Origin of the sequence: Fusibacter sp. A1 (assembly GCF_004125825.1) — a bacterium.
Lineage (GTDB): Bacteria > Bacillota > Clostridia > Peptostreptococcales > Acidaminobacteraceae > QQWI01.
Genome location: NZ_QQWI01000006.1, coordinates 228,084 through 250,139, shown reverse-complemented (window position 1 = coordinate 250,139; position 22,056 = coordinate 228,084). Strand labels below are relative to the sequence as shown.

Genomic DNA, 22,056 nt, shown 5'->3' with positions numbered 1-22,056 from the left:
TATGTCAAGTTTAGACCAAAGCATAAGAGTCAATAAGATAGAAGTGAAGAACAGGATTTTGATGCCGCCTTTGGTATGTTTCAACTGGGCGGACGATAAGGGATTTGAAACGCATGATAGGGCATCGCACTACGGACTAAGGGCCAAGGGCGGCGCAGGTGTGATCGTGATAGAGGCGACTGCCATTTTAAAGTCGGGGCGTCTTTGCGACACCGAACTTGGGCTGTGGGACGATGCGCATATCCCGCAGTTTATCAAGATGGCTGATGCATGCCGTGAAAATAAATCGCTAAGCCTTGTACAGCTGGTCCATGCAGGCGATAAATCGGTAGGACCTATGGTTTATGGAGCATCACCCCTGAAAACAGATGCCAAAGAGTGTCTTGAGATGACACTTGAGCAGATCAATGAAGTGAAAGAAGCCTTTGTAAAGGCTGCCGTAAGGGCTAAAACCGCAGGACTTGACGGCGTGGAGATCCATGGAGCGCACGGATACCTGCTTAGCCAGTTCGCATCGAGCAAATCAAATAAAAGAACAGATGGCTACGGGGGCACACTCGAGAACAGGATGCGCCTTGGCATTGAAATCGTAAAGGCGGTAAGGGAAGCGACCGGTCCTGATTTTGTGGTAGGTTACAGATACGGAGTGAACGATCCTTCCTTCGAAGAGGACATTATCTTTGTGAAGGAGCTCGAAAGGGCAGGCGTTGATCTTTTGAATGTCTCGTCTGGGATAGTCTATGGCGATGTCGAAGTTCCAGCGGATTTCGAATTTTCACAGATCACCTATATGGGTTCAGTCATTAAAAGGCACACGGATATACCGGTAGCATGTGTGTTCGGCATCAGGTACCCTGAACAAGCGGAAAAGCTGGTCAAAGAGGGTCACTGCGATTTTGTCGCCCTAGGAAGAGCGATACTGGCAGATCCCAACTGGGGAATCAAAGCCATAGCGGGCGAGAGTGTGAATGTCTGCTACCACTGCAAGCCAAGATGTAAATATGGAACGAACGGAAACGAATGTCCATGGAGATTGAAAGAGTTAAAAAGGTAGAAGGGTAAGGGAGTTTAGTTGATTGAGTTTTGAGAGGGTTGTACTTCGCTGCGCTCAGGTTATACTTTCGTGCTGCGCACTCAGGCTGTACGGCGCTGACGCTTGGGTTGTACGTGGCCTTCGACCACGGCTAATACAGCTCTTGCGTGGCCAAAGGCCACAACAATCCGAGCAAAGCGAGTACAGCCTGAGCGCAAGCGAAGTAAAGCCCTGAGTGCGAAGCACAAAGGTAAAACCCGAGCAAAGCGAGGTAAAGCCCTCGTCCCCCTCTTTTTTTTTCAAAAAACTCTTCACCCCTCCCTGTTGACTTATTTGAATATTAGATCTATAATGAGTCCAATATAAAATTTGAGCAATGACGAGAAGGAGTACAGGCACACCCGATGCCTAGAGAGAAGATGGACGGTGAAAATCTTCGTGAAGGGTGTCTCGAAGTAGTCTCTGAGCTTTGGCCCGAAAAGTAAAGTAGGCGCCAACGGATTCCGCCGTTATCTGGATAATGTATCGAGGATTTCTCTGTACATGATGAGATAAGAGTTTACTCTTAATTTAGGTGGTACCGCGAACAGTCGCCCTAAGCATATATGCTTAGGGCGTTTTTTATTGGCATGATAGGATAGCTGATGTTTGAAGACAAGGAGAGTAGAATGGAAAAACGTTATGATTTTAAAAGCAAAGACAAAAAAATTCAGGACCTGTGGAAGGACGCAAACCTTTACGCCTATGACAAAACTTCATATAAGCCGGTCTTCAGTATCGACACGCCACCACCCACAGTAAGCGGTTCGCTCCACATCGGCCATATCTTTTCGTATACCCAGGCCGAGATCATCGCAAGATACAAACGCATAAGGGGGTACAATCTTTTTTATCCCTTCGGTTTTGACGACAACGGCTTACCCACAGAGAGGCTTGTGGAACGTGAACAGAAGATAAGGGCCAAGGATCTGTCAAGGGAAGCCTTCAGCGCGCTCTGCCTGAAAACCACTGAAAAATACGAAGCTGAATTCAAATCACTCTGGCAGTCCCTCGGGTTTTCTGTAGATTGGTCACTTGAGTACCAGACCATAAGCGAATCCACCCAGCGGATCGCACAGCGATCCTTGATCGAACTGATCGAGGAGGGCAAGGCCTACACGAAAGAATCGCCGGTACTCTGGTGCACGACCTGCCAGACATCGATCGCCCAGGCTGAGATCGGATCGGATGAGAAGGACACGGACTTTATCCAAATTAGATTCGACACACAAAACGACCCCATAACTATCGCAACCACCAGACCTGAAATGCTCTATGGCTGTGTCGCCATTTTCGCCCACCCGGACGATTCCAGATACTCGCACTTGATCGGAACAATGGCGACGGTTCCGATCTACGGGCATGAGGTTGCGATTCTGGCGGATGACCAGGCTGAAATGGATAAGGGCACAGGGCTTGTGATGTGCTGTACATTCGGGGATGTAACGGATCTTACCTGGTATGAAAAACACGAGCTGCCCTACAGAGAAACAATCACGGCTGACGGCTTGATGAGCTCGAACATACCGGATATCGGCGGATTAAGTGTAAAGGATGCAAGAACCGCAATCATCGGTAGGCTTCAAAAAAACGGATACCTGCTTAAGAGTGAGCAACTACACCATAGTTATCAGACCCATGAGCGGTGCGGCAGTGCGATTGAAATACTGCCCTCTAAGCAGTGGTACATCTCACTGATGCCTCACAAGCAGGCATTTCTTGATGCGGCAGATCAGATCAACTGGCATCCCTACTACATGAAATCACGGTACATCCACTGGGTAGAAAACTTAAAGTGGGACTGGTGCATTTCGCGTCAGCGGTATTTCGGCGTTCCTTTTCCGGTTTGGTACTGCGACGCCTGCGGTGCGATAAAGCTTGCCAAGATGGATGCGCTGCCTGTCAATCCACTGTCGACATCACCTGAGAGCGCGTGTTCCTGCGGCCATCGCAGCTTTAGCGCCGAATCGGCCGTCATGGATACCTGGATGACCTCGTCGATGACTCCTATGATCAATAAGAAATGGCAGGAACCCGACGAGAGAACAGAACTTAAAGGACCCATGAGCATGAGGGCCCAGGCGCATGAAATCATAAGGACATGGGCGTTTTACTCCATTGCCAAGAGCATCTTCCACACAGGTGAGATTCCCTGGAAGGACATCATGATCAGCGGATTCGTACTGGCGAAAAAAGGCGAGAAGATCAGCAAATCAAAGAGCAACAGCACGATGACCCCAGAGGCCCTGATCAAGGATCATGCCGCCGATGCCATCAGGTACTGGACTGCCGGCAACAAGCTTGGCACAGACACCTTCTTTGATACGGCTGAACTTGAAACCGCCAAGCGGCTGATGAACAAACTGTGGAACGCATCTAAGTTTTCACTGATGCACTTGCGGGATTATCAAAGGGATGCCTCAATAGAGCTTCTGCCTATCGACCGCTGGATTTTAGAACGGGCGAGAAAGACAACACGTGACATGGCCGATGCGCTTGACCGTTACGAGATGGGAACAGCAAGACAGCTGATCGACGATTTTTTCTGGAACGACTACTGCGACGACTATATCGAACTGGTCAAGGAACGCCTTTATCAGCCCGAAAAACATGGTGAACGTGAAAGAAAATCGGCCCAAAGAGCGGTTTACGAGACCCTTCTCATACTACTGAAGTGCTACGGCATCTACATGCCCCATATCACTGAAGAAATCTATCAGTCCTTTTATACAAGCCATGAGGAAAAGTCCATGCTCCATGAGCATGAATGGGAGATTGAAAGCTCTTTTTCGTCTTCGCTGTTCATGTTTGGCGATGCGGTGAAGGCGGCCCTATCTGAGTCCAGAAAGTATAAGTCGGAACATGGGTTATCCATGAAGGACACGATGCCTAAGCTTACGATTGCCCTTAAACCTGAGTTTGAAGACCTGTTGGACTCGGTTTCATCCGACCTGAAAGCGTGCACACAGGCAATTGAAATCGAGTATCTGCAGCTTTCCTAAACAAGCCTTAAGCCTCAAATCATCATCTGGTATATCAGCGTTGTATCCCCATAAAACATGGCGGATGCAACGCTTTTATGCTATATTGGGCTATGAGAGGTTTAGGAGGATTATATGGGATATATTTCAAAACTAGAAAATTTAAAATCTGATGTTGCAAAAAGGAATCCTGAATTGACAGAGCGAAAGCTTCTTGAAATGGCGGACTGGATTGACCACCGTTGGTCGGTTATCGGGGATGTCTTTCAGGATGATTTGAGCAGTATCATACATGATCAGCAGGACCTGATGGCTTTTGTGATGAAGATTCATAGAAATGAACAGTCACTGAGTCTATCTAAGTTGCTGAAGCAGCATAATCAGTTTCCACCGGTACTAAAACTGCAAACTCATGTCGCCAGAGCCCACCGCATCTATATCATGCCGGATGTGGAGGATACGATCGAAACGGTAATGATCGGTGATATCCATTCCGATCCGATCAGCTGCAAAGCGATATTGAAAGCATGCGACTTTTTCAAGAAAGTCGCCGACAGGACTCCGATCCGATTGATTTTTATGGGGGATTACGTCGACCGTGGAAAGGCGCATCTTGAGATGATGGACTGGATTTTCGCGCTTAAATATGTGTTTCCTGAGCATGTCTACCTCTTAAGAGGGAATCATGATGGCGGATACATCGAGAATAACGGGACGGTGAAGACACCTTATCGAATTCCAGACCATGAGAATCCGAACGATTATTTTCCTCCCTTTATCAGGTCGCTTGAAAAAGAGAATCCAAGTATCCTGTCTCCGATACTTTCTGACTATCTTGCATTCTTTGAAAGTCTGGCGACCATTGCGGTTTTCAAGAAAAATGAGAAGGTTTATATGGCTTGCCATGCGGGTATTGCAAGGCCTCTGCTTGAAAAGGAACATTGGTTCGATTATATCGATTCACTCTCAAAACTGACTGATGTGTCAATTCTTGATCATGTCGACAGATCGATCGTACAGAACATCTACTGGAGCGACCCTAGAGAAGGTGATATCGAACTAAACTGGGACTCAGGACGCTTCAAGTACAATAGGGAACACTTTGAAGCCTATAGCGCTTATTTGGGGATCGATGTCTTGTTTAGAGGACATGAGGCGGAAAAGGAAGGCGTTAAGGAATTTTTTGGCGGTCGCGTGATCACTGTTTTTTCTAGCGGTGATTCAATGAACTATGGTAAGAACGTCACAACCGCCTATTTGGGAATCACACCGAAAATAGCGCTTGTCACCCATCAAGGTGTTACTTATAAGCAGCTATGACATCAAAAATCGATTAAAATCATTTTGTGTGATAAGCGCTTACCACGCGTGAAGGCTTTTGCCAGCAAATTCAATATTCTATAAAAAAAGAGGCGATCATTTTTTTATGATTGCCTCTTTGCTTTTTAATGCTCTTTTTCGATGACAAAATCCTTTGCACCCAGATAAGTCGAAAACCGTCTTAAAGCATTTTTTCTATGGTTGAGCAAATTCTTGGTAACTTTTATGCCAGGTTCCCACCACCAGTGTTTGATCACCAACAAGTCGCCCTGCCTGTAGTGCTCGGGTTCGAATCTTGCGACAAAGGTATCGCCCATTAGCACTGGAAGAACATAGTAGCCGAACTCTCTTTTGATGACAGGGGTATACACTTCCCACCGGTATTTAAAATTGAAAAGATCCTCGATGAGGTCCCTGTCCCACATCAAGTTGTCAAGTGGTGCGATAAACTTGAAGATGGGTTGAGGTGGATCGTTAAGCTGTGAGATCAAATCGGTCAAAGAAGTCAGCATATAGAAGGGCTCTTTAAATCCTTCGATGGCTACGGTCTTTACAAGTCCTTCACGGTGTAATTCATGAAGCAGCGGTTTTCTGATCGTGGCCTTTGATATGCCATGACCCAACCAACCGCCACCACTTTTGGCCCATAATAGACCGGTGCTTGATAACCTTCTTAGCAAATACCATTTAAAGAACGCTTCGTCTGAACTGAAATCAACCTTTTTATGGTAGTGTTCTGCCGGGACGATTCTGGAGGATAAATCAAAGCACCTGATCGCATGTTCTTTGTTTTCGACGCATAAGCTGCCTTCGTGAAACATGTAGTCCAGGGCGGCGCTCGAGAGCTTGCCATGGCCCCATACGCCCCGTTCTGTTTTTCCCATGTCAAGGTCCTTGGTTCGTGTAGGACCGCTTTTCTTGATATGTTCATGGATGGCATCGACAAGTTCAAGGGCTTCGATTGACTTTCTGTTTCTCAGAGTAGCCTTAACGCTGTGTGTCATTGCTTTTCTTATGGGTTCTAGGTAGGACCAATCCTCTGATAAGACGATGGACATCATCTTATCCCACCCGTCAAGCAAGAGCTTTTCTTTATAAAGCAGCTCTGTCAGATAGTGTCGTCTGTAGCCGTGCACCCTTGATTGAAGAACAAGGTCAGTATTGCGTCCGACCACATCGAGGGGATCATACTGTATGGACCTTACCTTATTGAGATAGTTCATGATGGCTTCTTTTGGCGGTGTGTTTTGATTTGACTCGCCCAAAAGCTGCTGATGAAGTAGGATAAATCTTCTTGCTTGAGTTTTGGTAAAGCTATAATCAGTTTTCATATCGTCTCCTTACATCCATTATACCTAAAAAAACTGCGATTGTGGATGAACTTGTGTTGAATTATAAGTCCTATTATGCTAAGATTTACGACAATATCATTTATGGAGGCGCTTATGAAATTTGTACTGATTACCGGACCACAGGCTGTAGGAAAGATGACTGTAGGGATGTCACTCGCTGAAAAAACGGGGCTTAAACTGTTTCACAACCACATGACCATCGAGCTTGCACTTCAGTTTTTCGACTACGCTACAAAAGAAGCGCAGCATATCATCCATACCTTTAGAAAAGAGCTTTTCAAAACCATGGCTGAATCGGATGGTGCGGGGATGATTTTCACCTATGTATGGGCCTTTAACCTGGAAAGCGAGTATGAATATGTGAAGGAGCTACTTAGCTTATTTGAAAAAAACGGCGCTCAAACCTATATCGTAGAACTGGAGGCGGATCTTGAAACCAGAATTGATCGGAATATGACTCCGCTAAGGCTACAGGAAAAGGCTTCTAAGCGGGATACACAGCGGTCACACAATGAGTTGGTAAAGAGCCTTGAAAAATACAGACTTAACTCAGAACCAGGTGAAGTCGATCATAACAATTACCTAAGAATCAACAATTCCAAGATGACACCTGAAGCTGTCGCCGATAAGATTATTGAGTTTTTTGAGTTTTAACGTGTATAAAAAAACCGCATTCTATGATCGTGGAATGCGGTTCTCACTTTTTTGATCAGACTGCCTGTTTTATATGCTGCTCGCTGTCCTTAGAATCGACAAACAGGACCTTGAGTTCCGGTTTGGTCATAAAGAGGAAAGTAAGCACGACTACCAGGATACCAGCTGCGATAATGAGCGGTTGCGCTGAGAGTATCTCGATAAGGGACCCGCTTAAAAGCAGCGCGAAAGGAACTAAAAGTCCGCCGATCACACCGAATAGGCTGAAGACCCGACCTCTGATTTCTTCTGGAATCAGTTGCTGCATTCTCGTACCGACAGGTACGTTGATCACGGATAGGGTGAATCCGGCAATTACGAAAAAGCCTCCAAGGTAAATGACGTTGAATACTTGGGAAAAGTCGATTTTAAAGACAAAAGGCAGTGCCGCACAGACGATTCCAAGGCCTAGAAGAGTGGAACTGATAAACATCTTCCTATAGGCGTTTTCGATAGCACCGCGCGAGATGTAGATCGCACCAAGAAGTGCCCCGATTGGAAAACCGGCTTCAATCACACCGATGAACTTTGGATCAATCTTTAAGATCGTGTTCATCAGATAAGTCAGCGGTACGTTGATTCCAAAGGTTAGGGCGAAATTATATCCTAAGGACAAGATGAGCATATAGGAAAATACCGGGTTTTTCTTGATGAAGGATCTGACGACGACAAAAGATTCCTTAAGCTTGGTGTTTTGATCTGGTTGCTCCATGGTCGAGTTGACCTTGAAGTCGATGAACATCTCTGAAATACCGGATAATATGAAGGATACACCATTGATCAAGATGATAAATTCAATTGAACCGAATCCATACATGATGCCACCGGCTACCGGTCCCATGATAGAGGCGATGGCCATGAAAGCTTCTTTTGAACCGTTCAGCTTCATTAAGTTCTCTTCGCGTACCATATTGGGAATGGCTGCTGAAAGCGCGAGATCAAAGAAGGTGTTGATTGAAGAAAGCAATGCCGTCACGATAAACAATGAAATAATGGATATTGACGGCTGTAATAGCAAGAACAGAACAACTATACCACTTAGCAGATCTCCAATGACTGCGATTTTTTTCTTGTCGAACTTATCTGCCCAGATTCCGGCCAAAGGTGATAAAATAATACGAGGAAGCGCACTTAGAATCATCGAAATCGCAAATGACATGCCGGAACCGGTACGATTGAGTATGTATAAGCCAATTGCAAAACTAAATGCGAGTGTGCCGATTCTTGAAACCCCGAGTCCTGCTATAAGCAAAAAGGTGTTTCTTTTTTCAGTCCGATTGAGGGATGATGAAGTTGACATGATAAGTCCTCCTTTAATAAGATGAACTAAGTATATACAGAAATCATTAAGAGAACATTAGAGACAAACTAGAAGTATATGAGAAATTGATATAATTAATATGCTACTTGATAAAATTGATTGATAATAAAAAAAGGAGGTCTATTTTGAAAGCTATAATAAGAAAAGTAATAGATTTCGCAAAAAACGGTCTGAACGGGGATACTTCGGGACATGATTGGTATCACACTAAACGGGTTTACTCAGCAGCTCTTCTTATCGCTCAAGGGGAGGGGGCTGTTGATACCGATGTGATTGAAATCGCAGCGCTACTTCATGATGTGATGGATCACAAGTTGGGATATGGTGACGAGGACCGGGCGAGGATGGTAAAGGACTGCCTATGGGGTTCTGAAATAAGTGACGAGCAGATCGACCATGTTATTTACATCATCAACAACATCTCCTTTAAAGGCGGAAAAAACAAACATGTGCTTACAACCATAGAAGGGAAGATCGTGCAAGATGCGGATCGTCTAGATGCTTTAGGAGCCATCGGAATCGCTAGAACTTTCGCTTTTGGCGGACATGCAGGTAGGGCGATTTACTCGCCTGAGCATACACCCGATGCGCCGGGAGAAGATAGCATATCCCATTTTCATGAAAAACTCCTGAAACTGAAAGCCTTGATGCATACTGAAACAGGAACGAGACTCGCCGAGAAGAGACATCTGTTTATGCTTGAGTTCTTAGAGGAATTCTATAGCGAATGGGGAGAGAGAGTCTGATAGACTTCACAAATTCTCTACTATTGTTCACAAAATATTGAAAATGCACATAGGAAGTCGTTCGCAATCATGGTATACTCATTTATATTTTGATTGAAGAGGAGAATACTTTTGAAATTATCAACATTAACAATCAACGCGTCAATCAAGCTCATCGCAGAGCGGTTCATCAAATCAGACGAGAGCGTGGAACTGGTTCTTAGTATCCTACACAGCGCAGGAGAACGAATTGAAGTGAGTGGCATTGTCTGCAGATTAGGTGTGAGTTCTGAAGCGAAGCATATCTCTTATTTTAAGGCTATTGAAAAAGAGATTAAATTGACGGCCTCGAAACTGATCGATGAGATGAGTGTCCACCCCGTATTTTCAGAAATATTCATGGATGAAGATACGATAGTAACGTTTATCCTTGCAGGAATTTTTGATAGTTTTTAGTAAAAAGGATAAAGTGCATAGTATTGGCTTTGTCAGGTGATTTTCATATGAAGATCACCTTTCTTTCATTTAGGGACGCTCCTTCATTAAAAATTAACAAGATGAAGCCTTCCGAGCACAAATTTGATAAAAAAAAGGAAATAAATCGGAGAATTCCATTAAATATAATGCGACAATCTGACGATAGATTAATAGAGTATGAATTAAGTATGAATTGTTGTATGATAGTAGTAGACATAAAAGACTGCAGGAGAGGCGCGTATGAGATTGGCACAAGTAGGTCATCAACTCATCGGAAATCAATTACTGGAACCCGTGTTTACTGAACACGGTAGTATGCTTTTGCAGAAAGGCACGGTGGTAAATAATGACATACTTGAGAAGTTATTAAGCCACAATGTCAATGTGGTACATGTAATCGATCAAGCAAGCCGTGGCATTCAACCTGTCGGGATTATCGAAGAAGATAAGATGGAACAGGCAATTGAAAATGTTAAAGAGATTTTTGATGATATTTTACATAAGGAAAGTATGGGTGTTAAAGCGCTCATACCAAATGATCAAATTGAACTGGTAAAAAATGTTGTGGATATGCTTATTGAAACGCTTAGCAGATCAGGTGATATTCTATATACAGTTTCTGAGCTGATTGGAACCGACGCGTACACTTATAAACACAGTGTGAACGTAGCCGTGCTATCGATACTGACTGCCAAGGGCCTTAACTATGTGATGGAAGATATTAAGAACATCGCGCTGGGAGCCCTGCTTCACGATATAGGTAAGGCGCGTATCGACCAAGATGTCATTCAAAAGCCGGGAAAACTCACTCCTGCCGAAATCAGAGTGATTCAAAAGCATCCTCAGCTTGGTTATGAGTTACTCAAGGATATTGAAAAGTTGCCTTATTTGGCTAAGCAAATTGTCCTACTTCATCATGAAAAGTTGGATGGGTCGGGATATCCCCTTGGAATCAGCGGAATTGAGATTCCAGAGTATGTTCAGATTGTCACCGTCTGTGACATGTATGATGCGATGACGACCAACAGGGTTTACAGAAGCAAGATGGCGATTTATGAGGCGCTTGATATTCTCATGGTCGAGTGCATCTATCGAATCGATAGGAATATCTTTAAACAGATGATGAACAATATCTGTATGTTTCCACCGGGAAGCGGAGTCGTATTATCCGATGGTAGAATCGGTATCGTAGCCAGTTACCGGGCCTCAAATCCAAGTAGACCGAGAGTCAGGATTTTAAATCTGGAAGCGGTGCTCCATTATACAGAGATACAGGAAGTAAATCTTGAAAAGGAACAGACACTCTTCATTGAAGATGTTTGGGATGTCGAAACCTTTAAAAAAGGATTTGGATCGAGTCAATCGGTACATACAATAAAAAATAGCAAAACCATTTAAATGACTAGACTGTGAAAAGGCTAGTCATTTTATGTTTCGTAAATGTAACAAGTGTTTTTGATGAAATATTGATAAAAAAATAGAGTTAGGTATGATGAAATTAAGTGAAAATCAAGGAGGATTTATGATAAATCAAAGAGTGAGTGAACTACGCAATCAAATGAAGGCCCATGGTATCTCTTGTTACATTGTTCCAAGCTTTGACGCGCATCAGAGCGAGTATGTATCGGACTATTTCAAATCGCGTGAATGGATTTGCGGATTTACAGGTTCTGCTGGAACTGCGGTGATTACTGAGTATAAGGCGAGATTATGGACAGACGGTAGATACCATACCCAGGCCGAGACTCAACTTTCAGATACCCCATTCGAGTTGGTCAAACAGGGTCTTCCTGGAGAACCGACAATAGCGGAGTGGTTGGGAGACAATCTTTATGAAGGCGCTGTCATCAGCTTTGACGGCAAATGCTATAGTCAATCCGCTTTTGAGCAGCTACTTCAACAAACTAAATCAAAAGCCTTCGATTTTAAGATCGATCTTGATCTGATAGATAGCCTTTGGACCGAGCGACCTGCTTTTCCGATGGGCAGGGTGATCGATTTCAAACTCGAGTACGCCGGACAGTCTAGGACTGAAAAAATTGAACGAGTCAGAGAGACGATGAAGAAGAACGCCGCAGACGCTTTTATCCTACCAAACCTTGATGATATCGCGTGGCTCCTTAACATAAGGGGCGAGGACATACAGTATTGTCCTTTTGTGATTTCTTATGTGATCATCACTCTTGATGAGGTAAAATTATATGTACATTCAGAAAAACTGGATGATGAGGTGAAAAACTCATTGAAGGCAGATCGGATCGATCTACTGGATTATGATAGCATTTTTATGGATTTAGACGGGATGAACCACAAAAAAGTCATCTATGATAAACATCAGATTAGCGCAAGTCTTGTTGGTGCCTTACCTGAAACAGTCATCCATATCGATAAGGGCGATGAGATCACAAAGTTTAAGGCTGTAAAATCAAAAGAGGAAATTGCCAATATAAGAAACAGCCAGATAAAGGACGGTATAGCCCTGATCTACTTCTTGGAGTGGCTCTACAGCGAAGTGAAATCTGGCAGTATCACAGAACTTGATGTCGCAGATCAACTGGAAAAGTTCAGAAGAGAGCAGCCGCTTAGCATGGGTCCAAGCTTCAATACGATCGCAGGATACGGTGAAAATGCTGCAATGATGCACTATGGCGCCACAAAGGACAACCATGCCGTTTTAAAGGAAAAGGGATTCCTACTATTTGATTCCGGTGGACAATACTTGGACGGTACCACCGATATCACAAGGACAGTGGCTCTTGGAGAACTGACAGATGAGGAAAGAGTGGATTATACGCTGACGCTTAAGTCGCATATAGGACTTTCAAAGGCGGTATTCTTAAAAGGCACCTGTGGTCCACATCTTGATATACTGGCTAGAAAGCCGATGTGGGATGCGGGGCTTGATTATAAGTGCGGCACAGGTCACGGGTTGGGATACGTCTTAAGCGTGCACGAGGGACCACACACGATACGGTGCAATCAAAACGATGTGGAACTTGAAAAGGGCATGCTGATTACAAATGAACCGGGTGTTTATAAACCAGGAAGACATGGCGTAAGAATTGAAAACACCTTGCTGGTTGTGGAGGACCGTGTCACGGAGTTCGGAGAGTTTTTTAAATTTGAAACGATCTCCTATTGCCCGATTGATACGGTGCCGCTTGTGATGGACTTGCTTACAGAAGCTGAGCTCGAATGGATCAACGACTACCACGACAAAGTGAATCGTCATCTTTCACCTATGCTTGAAGGAAGCACACTTGAACTTCTTGATAAGTTGACACGAAGAATATAATAAAAAAGCTGAGTGAGCACGAAGAAAAGTCATGCTCATTCAGCTTTTATTTTATAAGTGAAGAAGTATATTCATGTTTACTCTGTTCTAAGGACTTGAAAGAGGATTCGAAAAATGCGATAGCGTTCGTACCCAATTCATTATAGGCTTCAAAGCTAAAATGCCAGCTTAAGTTGCTTATTTGAAGCATACTGTGAATGGTCTGATGAAGTGAATCGATATGTTCGTTACCGAATGAGTTGCCTACAAAAACTGAGATTATCCCTTTGGCGTTTTCGATGACATACCCTGAATTCTCTTTACTTATCTGCTCGAAAAAGGGCTCATGACCGGTCAAGGTCTTAAGCTTATCTACACGTAAGGCACTTGAAGAATCAGAAGATACCTTGTCGATCACTTGTATCAGTTTGTCCCTATTGAGCGGTTTAAGCAGGTAATTGTCAGCACCCGCCTCTAGGGCTGAAAAGACGCTATGCTTATCCGCTTCAGAACTGATCATGATGATTTTTATATCCTTATTTTGAGCTTTAATTTTTTTAACAGCTTCAACACCGGTCATGATGGGCATGTTGATGTCCATCGTGATCAAGTCGGGACAAAGCTCAATGGCAGCCATGTATGCTTTTTTTCCGTTATCGGCTTCGCCTATGATTTTATGATTAGTCTGTTGAAGCATGGTTTTGATGTTCCTTCGCATCACGAGTGAATCATCAGCGATCAGTATTCTAGCCATTTGATTTCCTTCCCATGTTAAGCTCTTTGTTGACTTGATGATTAATATCCTTCACAATATCAAGTATATAGTAACAAGTCAATTAATAATTGATTAATAATCAGATTCGTTATTACGGATATACTCGAATTGTACCCAAATAAGCAAACTAATATGCAAAGGAGTCATCATGTATTTCATTTATTTCTTTATTGGACTGATCGCAACCCTATTCGGGTCTCTAGTGGGGCTAGGTGGCGGAGTCATCATCAAACCGGCGCTTGACACACTTAATCACTTCGATGCGGCAACAATAAGCACCCTATCGTCTGTAACCGTTTTTTCTATGACAATCATCGCGCTAACGATGAATATAAGACTTGGCGTGGTGGTTGAAAAGTCACTATGGTGGATTGCTGGCGGGGGTGTCATTGGCGGTTTTATTGGAAAAATACTTTTTTCGCAATTTATCCTACTGCTTGCAAATGATAAGCTAGCCAAAGGAATTCAATCTCTCATGCTTGTTGCGATCATGATCTTAGTGATCTATCTAGTAAATAGGAGTCCTAAAAAAATAAAGGTCTCACATCCGATTTACATTTTGCTTGCTGGTATAGGACTAGGTACGATTTCAAGCTTTCTCGGTATCGGTGGGGGGCCATTGAATGTAATGCTTCTTTTTCTAATCTGCGGTATGGATAGAAAGTATGCGGCATTCGGATCCATATTTTTAATCTTCGCGTCACAGGGAACAAAGCTACTTACCTTGACCATGCTTAATGAGTGGTCGACCATGGATATGAGCATGCTGGTCGTATTGATTCCAGGAGGGATCTTGGGTGGATTCATGGGCAGCAAGTTGTATAGAAGGATAAAAGAAGGATACTTACGGATCATATTCAATATAGCGATAATTCTTATCGCATGCGTCAACTTAGGCAATGCCTATTTCTTTTTAAGCTAATTACCTGACGAAAGAAAACGGAAGTTTATACAGTATTGGAGGCGGTTATGAAAAGGGCACTCATTGTCATTGCTATCATCCTTCTGATCCTATCAGATTGTAGCATGTATGCAGATTCCTTCATCCCAGCTAGTTTGACACCTGAAGAAACCCAGTGGTTGAAGGTTAATAAGAATAAGATTTATACTCTGGGGTTGGATCCTTACGCTGGTATCGAATTTTTTTATGATGGGGACCATTCAAAGGGTTATATGCTTGAGTTCACCGATTATCTCAATGAAGAGTTGGGACTAACCATTGAAGTTGTGGATGACCTATCTTGGGGAGCAGTCTATAACGGGCTCCATAGTGGAGAAATCGATCTTTTGTTTGGTGCGAATCCAACGGAAGAACGGATGAAGACAATGTCGTTTACGAATGAGATCAATAGTGTCCCTTATGCGATATTGGCGTCTAAAAACGGTACGATCAGAACAGTTGGAGATATCGACAATAAGAAAGTCGGTTTTATTGACAGTGATATTGTCATCGATCTGTTTCAGCAGTCCTATAATAAAATCAACTACGAACCTATCATTTTTGAAGATCAGTATCACGGATTGGAAGCGTTAGAAAATCAAGAAATAGAAGCGTTTATCACCGCAGGCGGGGAGATCCTCTATGACTATTCATTGAAATATCCCAACACGATAAAACTAACAGACCTAGATGATATCAGATCCAAACTGACGATATCCGCACTGAATGAAAATAAGATGCTTCTAGGAATTATTGAGAAAGTGATTATCGGCAGTCGGCCAGAGATCGATCGTATGATAAAAAACGCAAGGCAAGCCTACATTCGGATGATTCTTGATTTAACACCGCAAGAGAAAGCCTGGCTTGAATCTGAGCCAAGTGTAAGAGTAGGCGTCGCAACAGATTATCTTCCAATCGATTATTATGAGAATGGTAACTATGGAGGAATCGCAGGATATTATCTATCTAATTTCTCAGAGCTGCTTGGCATTAGACTTGAAGCTGTTCCAGGCACATTTGAAGAAGTTTATGCCAAAGCCTTGCTCAAGCAAGTGGATGTTCTTAACATGGCGATATCAGAAGAGCGTAAGGCATCCTTTATTTTTACCGCTCCTTTTAGTGACGAACGCGACATCATCTATGGTGACAATAAAAGTCCATATGTATTTGATACCTATGGACTAGAAGGAAAAAGAGTGGCTGTGATCGATGGCTTTTGGCATGAAGAGTACCTTAATAAGAACTTAAGGAATGTTACGATTGTCAATACACCTGATATTCAAACTTCGATAGCCAAAGTGGATAGTGGAGAGGCGGATTATTTTATTGAAACACCAGCAGTTGCCGACTATTATATCCACGGTTTAGGTTATAGCAATATACAGAAAAAAGGGGATACACCCACAGATTCCTTCTTATATTTTGGAGTGCAGAAGGAATTAGGGCTGATGGTGAGCATCTTCAACAAATCAAAGCGATTGATAAGTTATGATGAAGCAAAATACTATGGAATGCAGGGATTGCCTGTAATTGAAAATATCGAAAACATTAAGCTGAGAAATGCCTTGATTATCTCAGGATTATTTCTTGCCCTTCTTTTTGTTATCCTTTATCACATCATCACAAAACTGATACGACAAAATACCGACCTGCTATTGCTGCGTGAAAGAGAAAGGCTTATCTATATCGATCCCTTAACAGGATTATTCAATAGAAACCATTTTAATCAATTGGATATGGAAACCGACACACGTAGCTATCCTCAGTATGTTATTGCTTTCGATATCAATGATCTAAAACTTGTCAACGATGAATTCGGACACTTAGTGGGAGATCAGCTGATTATCAAGTTTTCTGAACTGCTAAAAGACGCATCAAAACCCTTTGATGCCATTCGAATGGGCGGTGATGAATTTTTAGTTTGGATTGAAAGCGGAAACGAAGTACAGGCTAAGATCATCATGCAGAAAATACGAATTGGTTGCAAACACATCAGTCTGGTCAAAGATGACGAGGAAGTAAAGACAGGAATCAGTGTGGCTATGGGTTACGGAGTAAGAGAAAATGAAGAGATTTCTATCGATCAGTGTTTACAGACTGCAGATGAGGCTATGTATATCGATAAGGAGCGTCAAAAAAGACGGGAAAAACTTTAATTATAGATTAGTGACTATTGGAGAAATACCTTTTTGTTGATAATTACCTTTGACAACGAGACTTGTCGGTCGTATAATAGCAACTAATATAATAATTATGAACTTCGTATAATCCCGATAATCTGGTTCGGGAGTTTCTACCAAGCACCTTAAAAGCTTGATTACGAAGAAGACGCTTCACGTGTCTTCTTCGTAATCAAGCTTTTTTTTACTACGAACGTATTCTGTTCGTAGCGCCCCACCGGCAAGTGAGCTTGTATTGCAGGTCACGAAGAGGTGTTTAGACGTTTTTAAAAACTAAAAAACAAAAAAACTTAATCAAGCCATCATAAAGGAGCGAAAAAAATGAAACATCTACCTAAAATCGAACTTCACTGCCACCTAGACGGTAGTTTACGAACTGAAACCGTATTTGAACTGGCTAAGAAACATCATATCATATTGCCTTCAGAGGTCATGGATGAACTGAACGACCACCTTGTGGCACCTGCAGACTGTGATTCCCTACTTACCTATCTTGAAAGGTTCGACCTTCCGATCGCGATCACTCAAACAGAAGATGCGCTAGAAAGAGTCGCATATGAGCTGATGGAGGACGCTGCAAATGAAAATGTAAAATACCTTGAAATCAGGTTCGCGCCTCAACAGCATACTGAAAAGGGCTTGACTCAGGACCTAGTCATCAAAAGTGTGCTGGATGGCATCAAGAGGGCTGAAGATGCATTTGAAATCAAGGGCAATCTGATTCTTTCTTATCTAAGACATACTTCTCCTAAGGAGATGTACACGATGATCGACGCAGGAAGGCCTTTTATCAATAAGGGGGTTGTTGCGGTGGATTTATGTGGTGGTGAACTGGAAGCGTTCTCAGAACGATTTGTCGAACCGGTCAACTATGCGCGTGAACTGGGGTACGAGGTGACGATCCATGCGGGCGAAACCGGTATTTCTAGCAATGTGATCGATGCCATCAAACTACTGGGCGCAACTAGAATCGGTCATGGTGTGGCGATTAAAGACAATGCTGAAGCTTATGGTTTACTAAAATCAAAGGGTGTCGTCATCGAAAGCTGCCCTACAAGCAACGTGCAGACTAAGGCCGTTCTAAATATGGATGAACACCCGATTGATGATTTTTACAAAGATGATCTTCTGGTGATGGTCAATACGGACAACCGCACGGTATCGGACACGACCATGACAAAGGAATTTGAAAGAATCGAAGAAGCCTTCCACTGGAATGAAAGTGATTTCAATAGGATCTTTGAGATTTCGATTGAAGCAAGCTACGCTTCCGATGAAGTCAAGGATTGGCTGAAGTCTTTTCTGAACTAAATGCCATCGGTGGTAAATTCTGTTTTATAAGATTAGGAGTTCCTCAGGTATTGTCGAGGAGCTCTTTTTTTTATACACTGTAGTCAGATAAAGAGAAGTGCTTTATTTCATACATAGTGAGCCCTGTATAAAAACTAAGGATAAAGAGGTGCTGGATGATTAGATTGAATGAAATTTCTAAAACCTATCAAAACGGAAAAGTAGCTGTGAATCACTTGAATGTGACGATTGAAAAGGGTGAGATCTTCGGCTTTATTGGTCCTAACGGGGCTGGTAAAACGACCACACTCAAGATGATCACCGGGATTCTCGCACCTACTAACGGCAGCATACTCATCGGTGAATCGGATATCGCAAAAAATCCGATAGAGGCGAAGATGCAGTTCACCTTTGTACCGGACCATCCGGAAATATATGATGGAATCAAAGGAATCAATTACCTGAATTTTATTGCGGACATGTACGAAGTGGGCATCGAAGATAGAAAAGAAAGAATCGAACGCTTCAGCAAGGCGTTTCAAATCGACGACGCGCTTGGACAGCATATCACCACCTATTCCCACGGCATGCGTCAAAAGCTGATGATCTGCGCGGCCCTTTTACCAAAACCCAAGATTTTCATCTTGGATGAGCCCCATGTCGGCCTTGACCCTCAATCTTCCAAAGTGTTAAAGGATTTAATGAGAGAGCATAGGGATCAGGGGGGGACTGTTCTGTTTTCTTCGCATGTTCTTGAAGTGGTCGAAAACCTATGCGACCGTGTAGCGATCATCCATAAGGGAGAACTGATCGCATGCGATACGCTTGAGGCGATCAAAGCAAACCGAGAAATCAGTTTAGAAGATTTATTTTTGGAGATGACAAAAGATGAATAAGTTTCTGGCGTTAACCAAACTTCTTTTGATCGATTTTTTCAATCGATATAATCAGCAGATGAATATCAAGAACAAATGGTTGAGTAAACTAGTCTTTGTGCTGCCGCTACTCATCGCGCTGCCTTTCATTCAGATGATCTACCAGATGTATCAGGCATTTATGCAGCTAGGAAAACCTGAACTTATCGTCACCTATGTATATGTGGCTTCCGTGCCGCTCCTATTTTTAGGTGCGTTTCCGATGGTTATCTCAACCCTTTACTATGCAAAAGATCTGGGACTTTTATCGAGTCTTCCGTTAAAAAAATCCGCTGTGATCAGCGCGAAGCTAACGGTGAGCTACTTGCCTTTAATGCTGCTGTCGGCGCTCACCCTGGGACCGGCCATCTATTTTTACAGCTTTGTCGACCGCTTTCTACCCATGAGTGCCGTCCTTGGCGTACTTGCTGTCTTGTTTGGTCCGCTCATACCACTGGTCGTTGCCGTACTTCTGACCATGCCGATGATGACGATTATCGGTGGTAAAAGAAGAAGGGGTTTATGGATGATCCTTGGAAACCTGCTGCTCATTACGGTCTTAGTCGGATTTCAACTGATCGCTGTGAATATGCAGACTAAAAACATAGATATAACCGCTCTCTTTTTAGATGAAAACGGGCTGCTTTACTTTATCGGTCAAAAGTTTCCACCCAGCATCTGGATGACACAGATGGTGATGGGGTCCTTCGGTGCTGCTGTAGCCTACCTAGTGACCCAGCTTGCTTTAGTGGTTGTTGTGGTGTTCATTTCACAGCTTCTATATAAGGTTTCTGTGCAAAAGTACAATCAGATAGCTTCAGGTTCCGTTAAGTCGGGACCTCATAAATACACGACATCCGCCAAGTATCCGCTTTTAATCAAAAGGCACATCGGGATCATCCTCAATAATCCTACCTTTGTACTCAATATCCTGCTGACCATGTTTATCCCGCTGATCATGCTGGTGATTACAAGTTTTACAGGTGAGTTTAGTTTGGAGATGTTAAGTGACCCTATGATCAAACCGTATCTGGTCTATATCTTTACTGGTCTTTTGATATCGCCGACGTTTATGACCACACTTTCAGCGACTGCAATCACCAGAGAGGGAAAAACATTTTGGGAAACAAGAGCACTGCCAATCACAGCACAGATGAACCTATCAACAAGAATCATGACCTCAAACATCATTTGTGCTTTTGGGATGGTCATTCTAGGTGCTGCGGGACTGATCGCGCTTAGGATATCAGGTGTTGAACTAGTAGCTGCGATTGTTTTTGCAGTCGTGTTGACACACTTTTTCTCTACAGTCGATCTATTCATCAATATCCAGAGACCTTATCTCAACTGGACCAGTCCCACAGCGGCGATCAAGAACAACTTGAATATCCTGTTTGCCTTTCTCATCAGAATCTTGCTGGGGGCTGTCGGATACCTGGCGATTACTGTACTGGGCATGCCAGAGCCAACTCTTGTATTGTTCACAGCGAGTGTGGTAGTGTTGGGTCTTTATTTTCTTGTTAAAAAGACAGCTTATCCCTACTTCTTAAAAAAGTTCATTGAAATGGAAATTGGATAACTTTCGAATATTACATTTACCTTAAATCATCACATCTTGTGGTGATTTTTTTATATACTTAAAATGGTAATTAAAAGAACGTGGAATGGAGATAGAGTTAGGATGTTTGCTGGGAGGGGATCAGATGGCAACGATAGTGAGGCATGAACTTAATGGAAAAAGATATGCTTATCTCGGTATGGGATATGCGAAGACTAAAACTGTGGTACCTGGCATGTTTGGCGGAATGCTTAATCCTTATGAGGATGAAGAGATCTGTGCCAAGATCGCTGTTTGTGATCAGTCCGGTAAGTTATTCTGGTTTGATTCAAGTGAGTTTGCGGTAGTTTCCATAGATGGCGTTGCGGTGACAGAACTGTTTAAGATGGGGGATGAAATGACTCATGAAGTAGAGGAGAATTGTCCTGCTTGTGAGGCGGTGGTTTTCGAATCGATGCTGAGCTGTCCGTCATGTGGATTGACTCTACGCTGAATAAGTGCCTGCGTACTCTTTGTTTAATTGTAAAGCTTACTCTACTGATATCTACCTGTTCATCAAGTATGAACTTGAAAAGTGAGGGACTCATGAAACACATCAATCGATATAGGAATCTGATACTGCCGGTAATACTGGTTTTTTTACTCACCTCCTGTACTGCTAGCATAAAACCGCTAAAAACCTTGGAGTTGCCCTCTGAAAGGGTGGACTTGCCTATCGCCCTGATTACCGCATCAGATAGCGATGAGAACTATGCATCGAGCGTGCAGGCGTGTATTCAGATGGCGGCCCTTTACCACGGTGTCTATTATGATGAAAAACAGATCGCTATGTTCGGTAAAGAGCAACTGATAGGCGAGCAGGTGATCAACATCGAGTCGGCGCTAAGCGGTATTGGCGCGAGATACGATGCCTATCGTGGAGGATTCAGAGATACCTTCGGCTATATGAAATGGATTAGAGAATCTATAGAAGCCGGCACACCTGTAATTTCAGGCATCAGAAGCTTTCCAAATGACGAATTAAAAGTGACTTATGACCAGTTTGTGCTCTTTGTCGGCGCACAGGTCGGTGAGCTCACCTACTATACACCGATTGGCAAGCAGGGCGTTAGGACTGAACTGATGAAGGCTTAGGATTCTTCAGATGACGGGTTAAGGCTTAAAAGTCGCTACGGATTCAAAAT

Annotated in this window: 18 protein-coding genes, 1 riboswitch and 1 other annotated feature; of the genes, 15 read left to right on the top strand and 3 right to left on the bottom strand. The window is 43.2% G+C overall.

The genetic code is table 11. The features are described from left to right. Nucleotide 1: 1 nt before the first annotated feature. From DWB64_RS10480 to DWB64_RS10470, 3 genes are all read left to right on the top strand, one after another. Nucleotides 2-1,054, top strand: a complete 1,053-nt coding sequence (locus DWB64_RS10480) for an NADH:flavin oxidoreductase (RefSeq protein ID WP_129488183.1) — start codon at nucleotides 2-4, stop codon at nucleotides 1,052-1,054. Nucleotides 1,055-1,400: 346 nt separating this feature from the next. Further along, nucleotides 1,401-1,634: a binding site (T-box leader), on the top strand. Nucleotides 1,635-1,701: 67 nt separating this feature from the next. Further along, entirely contained in the window at nucleotides 1,702-4,074 is a 2,373-nt protein-coding gene (locus tag DWB64_RS10475; protein WP_129488182.1) for a valine--tRNA ligase, read from the top strand. Between the two features lie 114 nt (nucleotides 4,075-4,188). Next, nucleotides 4,189-5,373 carry a metallophosphoesterase family protein gene (locus tag DWB64_RS10470; protein ID WP_129488181.1) on the top strand — a complete coding sequence of 395 codons (1,185 nt, stop codon included), beginning with the start codon at nucleotides 4,189-4,191 and terminating at the stop codon, nucleotides 5,371-5,373. A 125-nt stretch (nucleotides 5,374-5,498) separates the two neighbouring features. Here DWB64_RS10470 and DWB64_RS10465 read toward each other — a convergent pair whose 3' ends face one another. Further along, a complete protein-coding gene (locus tag DWB64_RS10465; protein WP_129488180.1) occupies nucleotides 5,499-6,704 on the bottom strand; it encodes a DNA glycosylase AlkZ-like family protein in 1,206 nt (401 codons plus the stop codon). 114 nt (nucleotides 6,705-6,818) lie between these two features. On the opposite strand from DWB64_RS10465, the gene DWB64_RS10460 reads away from it, so the two are divergent. After that, on the top strand, nucleotides 6,819-7,379 hold the full coding sequence (locus tag DWB64_RS10460) for an AAA family ATPase (protein WP_129488179.1): 561 nt from the start codon (nucleotides 6,819-6,821) through the stop codon (nucleotides 7,377-7,379). Between the two features lie 55 nt (nucleotides 7,380-7,434). On the opposite strand, the gene DWB64_RS10455 is transcribed toward DWB64_RS10460, so the two are convergent. Continuing rightward, nucleotides 7,435-8,718 (bottom strand): MFS transporter, encoded by a 1,284-nt coding sequence (locus tag DWB64_RS10455; RefSeq protein ID WP_129488178.1) that lies wholly within the window; start codon nucleotides 8,716-8,718, stop codon nucleotides 7,435-7,437. Nucleotides 8,719-8,864: 146 nt separating this feature from the next. Here DWB64_RS10455 and DWB64_RS10450 point away from each other — a divergent pair, with 146 nt between their 5' ends. The 4 genes from DWB64_RS10450 (at nucleotide 8,865) to DWB64_RS10435 (ending at nucleotide 13,236) form a co-directional block, all read left to right on the top strand. Next, the gene (locus tag DWB64_RS10450; protein WP_207713457.1) at nucleotides 8,865-9,485 is read left to right on the top strand and encodes an HD domain-containing protein; all 621 of its coding nucleotides are present in this window, start codon (nucleotides 8,865-8,867) and stop codon (nucleotides 9,483-9,485) included. A gap of 111 nt (nucleotides 9,486-9,596) precedes the next feature. Continuing rightward, the gene (locus tag DWB64_RS10445; protein WP_129488177.1) at nucleotides 9,597-9,920 is read left to right on the top strand and encodes a hypothetical protein; all 324 of its coding nucleotides are present in this window, start codon (nucleotides 9,597-9,599) and stop codon (nucleotides 9,918-9,920) included. Between the two features lie 261 nt (nucleotides 9,921-10,181). Then, on the top strand, nucleotides 10,182-11,339 hold the full coding sequence (locus DWB64_RS10440; RefSeq protein ID WP_129488176.1) for an HD-GYP domain-containing protein: 1,158 nt from the start codon (nucleotides 10,182-10,184) through the stop codon (nucleotides 11,337-11,339). A gap of 124 nt (nucleotides 11,340-11,463) precedes the next feature. Then, nucleotides 11,464-13,236, top strand: coding sequence for an aminopeptidase P family protein (locus tag DWB64_RS10435; RefSeq protein WP_164980353.1), 1,773 nt, complete (start codon nucleotides 11,464-11,466; stop codon nucleotides 13,234-13,236). A gap of 46 nt (nucleotides 13,237-13,282) precedes the next feature. On the opposite strand, the gene DWB64_RS10430 is transcribed toward DWB64_RS10435, so the two are convergent. Beyond that, the gene (locus tag DWB64_RS10430; protein WP_129488174.1) at nucleotides 13,283-13,969 is read right to left on the bottom strand and encodes a response regulator transcription factor; all 687 of its coding nucleotides are present in this window, start codon (nucleotides 13,967-13,969) and stop codon (nucleotides 13,283-13,285) included. A gap of 169 nt (nucleotides 13,970-14,138) precedes the next feature. On the opposite strand from DWB64_RS10430, the gene DWB64_RS10425 reads away from it, so the two are divergent. The 7 genes from DWB64_RS10425 (at nucleotide 14,139) to DWB64_RS10395 (ending at nucleotide 22,006) form a co-directional block, all read left to right on the top strand. Then, on the top strand, nucleotides 14,139-14,912 hold the full coding sequence (locus tag DWB64_RS10425; protein ID WP_129488173.1) for a sulfite exporter TauE/SafE family protein: 774 nt from the start codon (nucleotides 14,139-14,141) through the stop codon (nucleotides 14,910-14,912). Nucleotides 14,913-14,959: 47 nt separating this feature from the next. Next, nucleotides 14,960-17,086, top strand: a complete 2,127-nt coding sequence (locus DWB64_RS10420) for a diguanylate cyclase domain-containing protein (RefSeq protein WP_129488172.1) — start codon at nucleotides 14,960-14,962, stop codon at nucleotides 17,084-17,086. A gap of 84 nt (nucleotides 17,087-17,170) precedes the next feature. Then, a riboswitch (purine riboswitch) is annotated at nucleotides 17,171-17,270 on the top strand. Nucleotides 17,271-17,431: 161 nt separating this feature from the next. Further along, entirely contained in the window at nucleotides 17,432-18,421 is a 990-nt protein-coding gene (gene add / locus DWB64_RS10415) for an adenosine deaminase (protein ID WP_129488171.1), read from the top strand. A gap of 155 nt (nucleotides 18,422-18,576) precedes the next feature. Continuing rightward, complete coding sequence (locus tag DWB64_RS10410; RefSeq protein WP_129488170.1) at nucleotides 18,577-19,296, top strand: ABC transporter ATP-binding protein; 720 nt, start codon at nucleotides 18,577-18,579, stop codon at nucleotides 19,294-19,296. Then, on the top strand, nucleotides 19,289-20,893 hold the full coding sequence (locus DWB64_RS10405; protein WP_129488169.1) for a hypothetical protein: 1,605 nt from the start codon (nucleotides 19,289-19,291) through the stop codon (nucleotides 20,891-20,893). The genes DWB64_RS10410 and DWB64_RS10405 overlap by 8 nt, the downstream gene beginning before the upstream one ends. A gap of 124 nt (nucleotides 20,894-21,017) precedes the next feature. Beyond that, on the top strand, nucleotides 21,018-21,365 hold the full coding sequence (locus DWB64_RS10400; protein ID WP_129488168.1) for a hypothetical protein: 348 nt from the start codon (nucleotides 21,018-21,020) through the stop codon (nucleotides 21,363-21,365). A 92-nt stretch (nucleotides 21,366-21,457) separates the two neighbouring features. Then, entirely contained in the window at nucleotides 21,458-22,006 is a 549-nt protein-coding gene (locus DWB64_RS10395; RefSeq protein ID WP_129488167.1) for a hypothetical protein, read from the top strand. The last annotated feature ends 50 nt before the right edge of the window (nucleotides 22,007-22,056 follow it).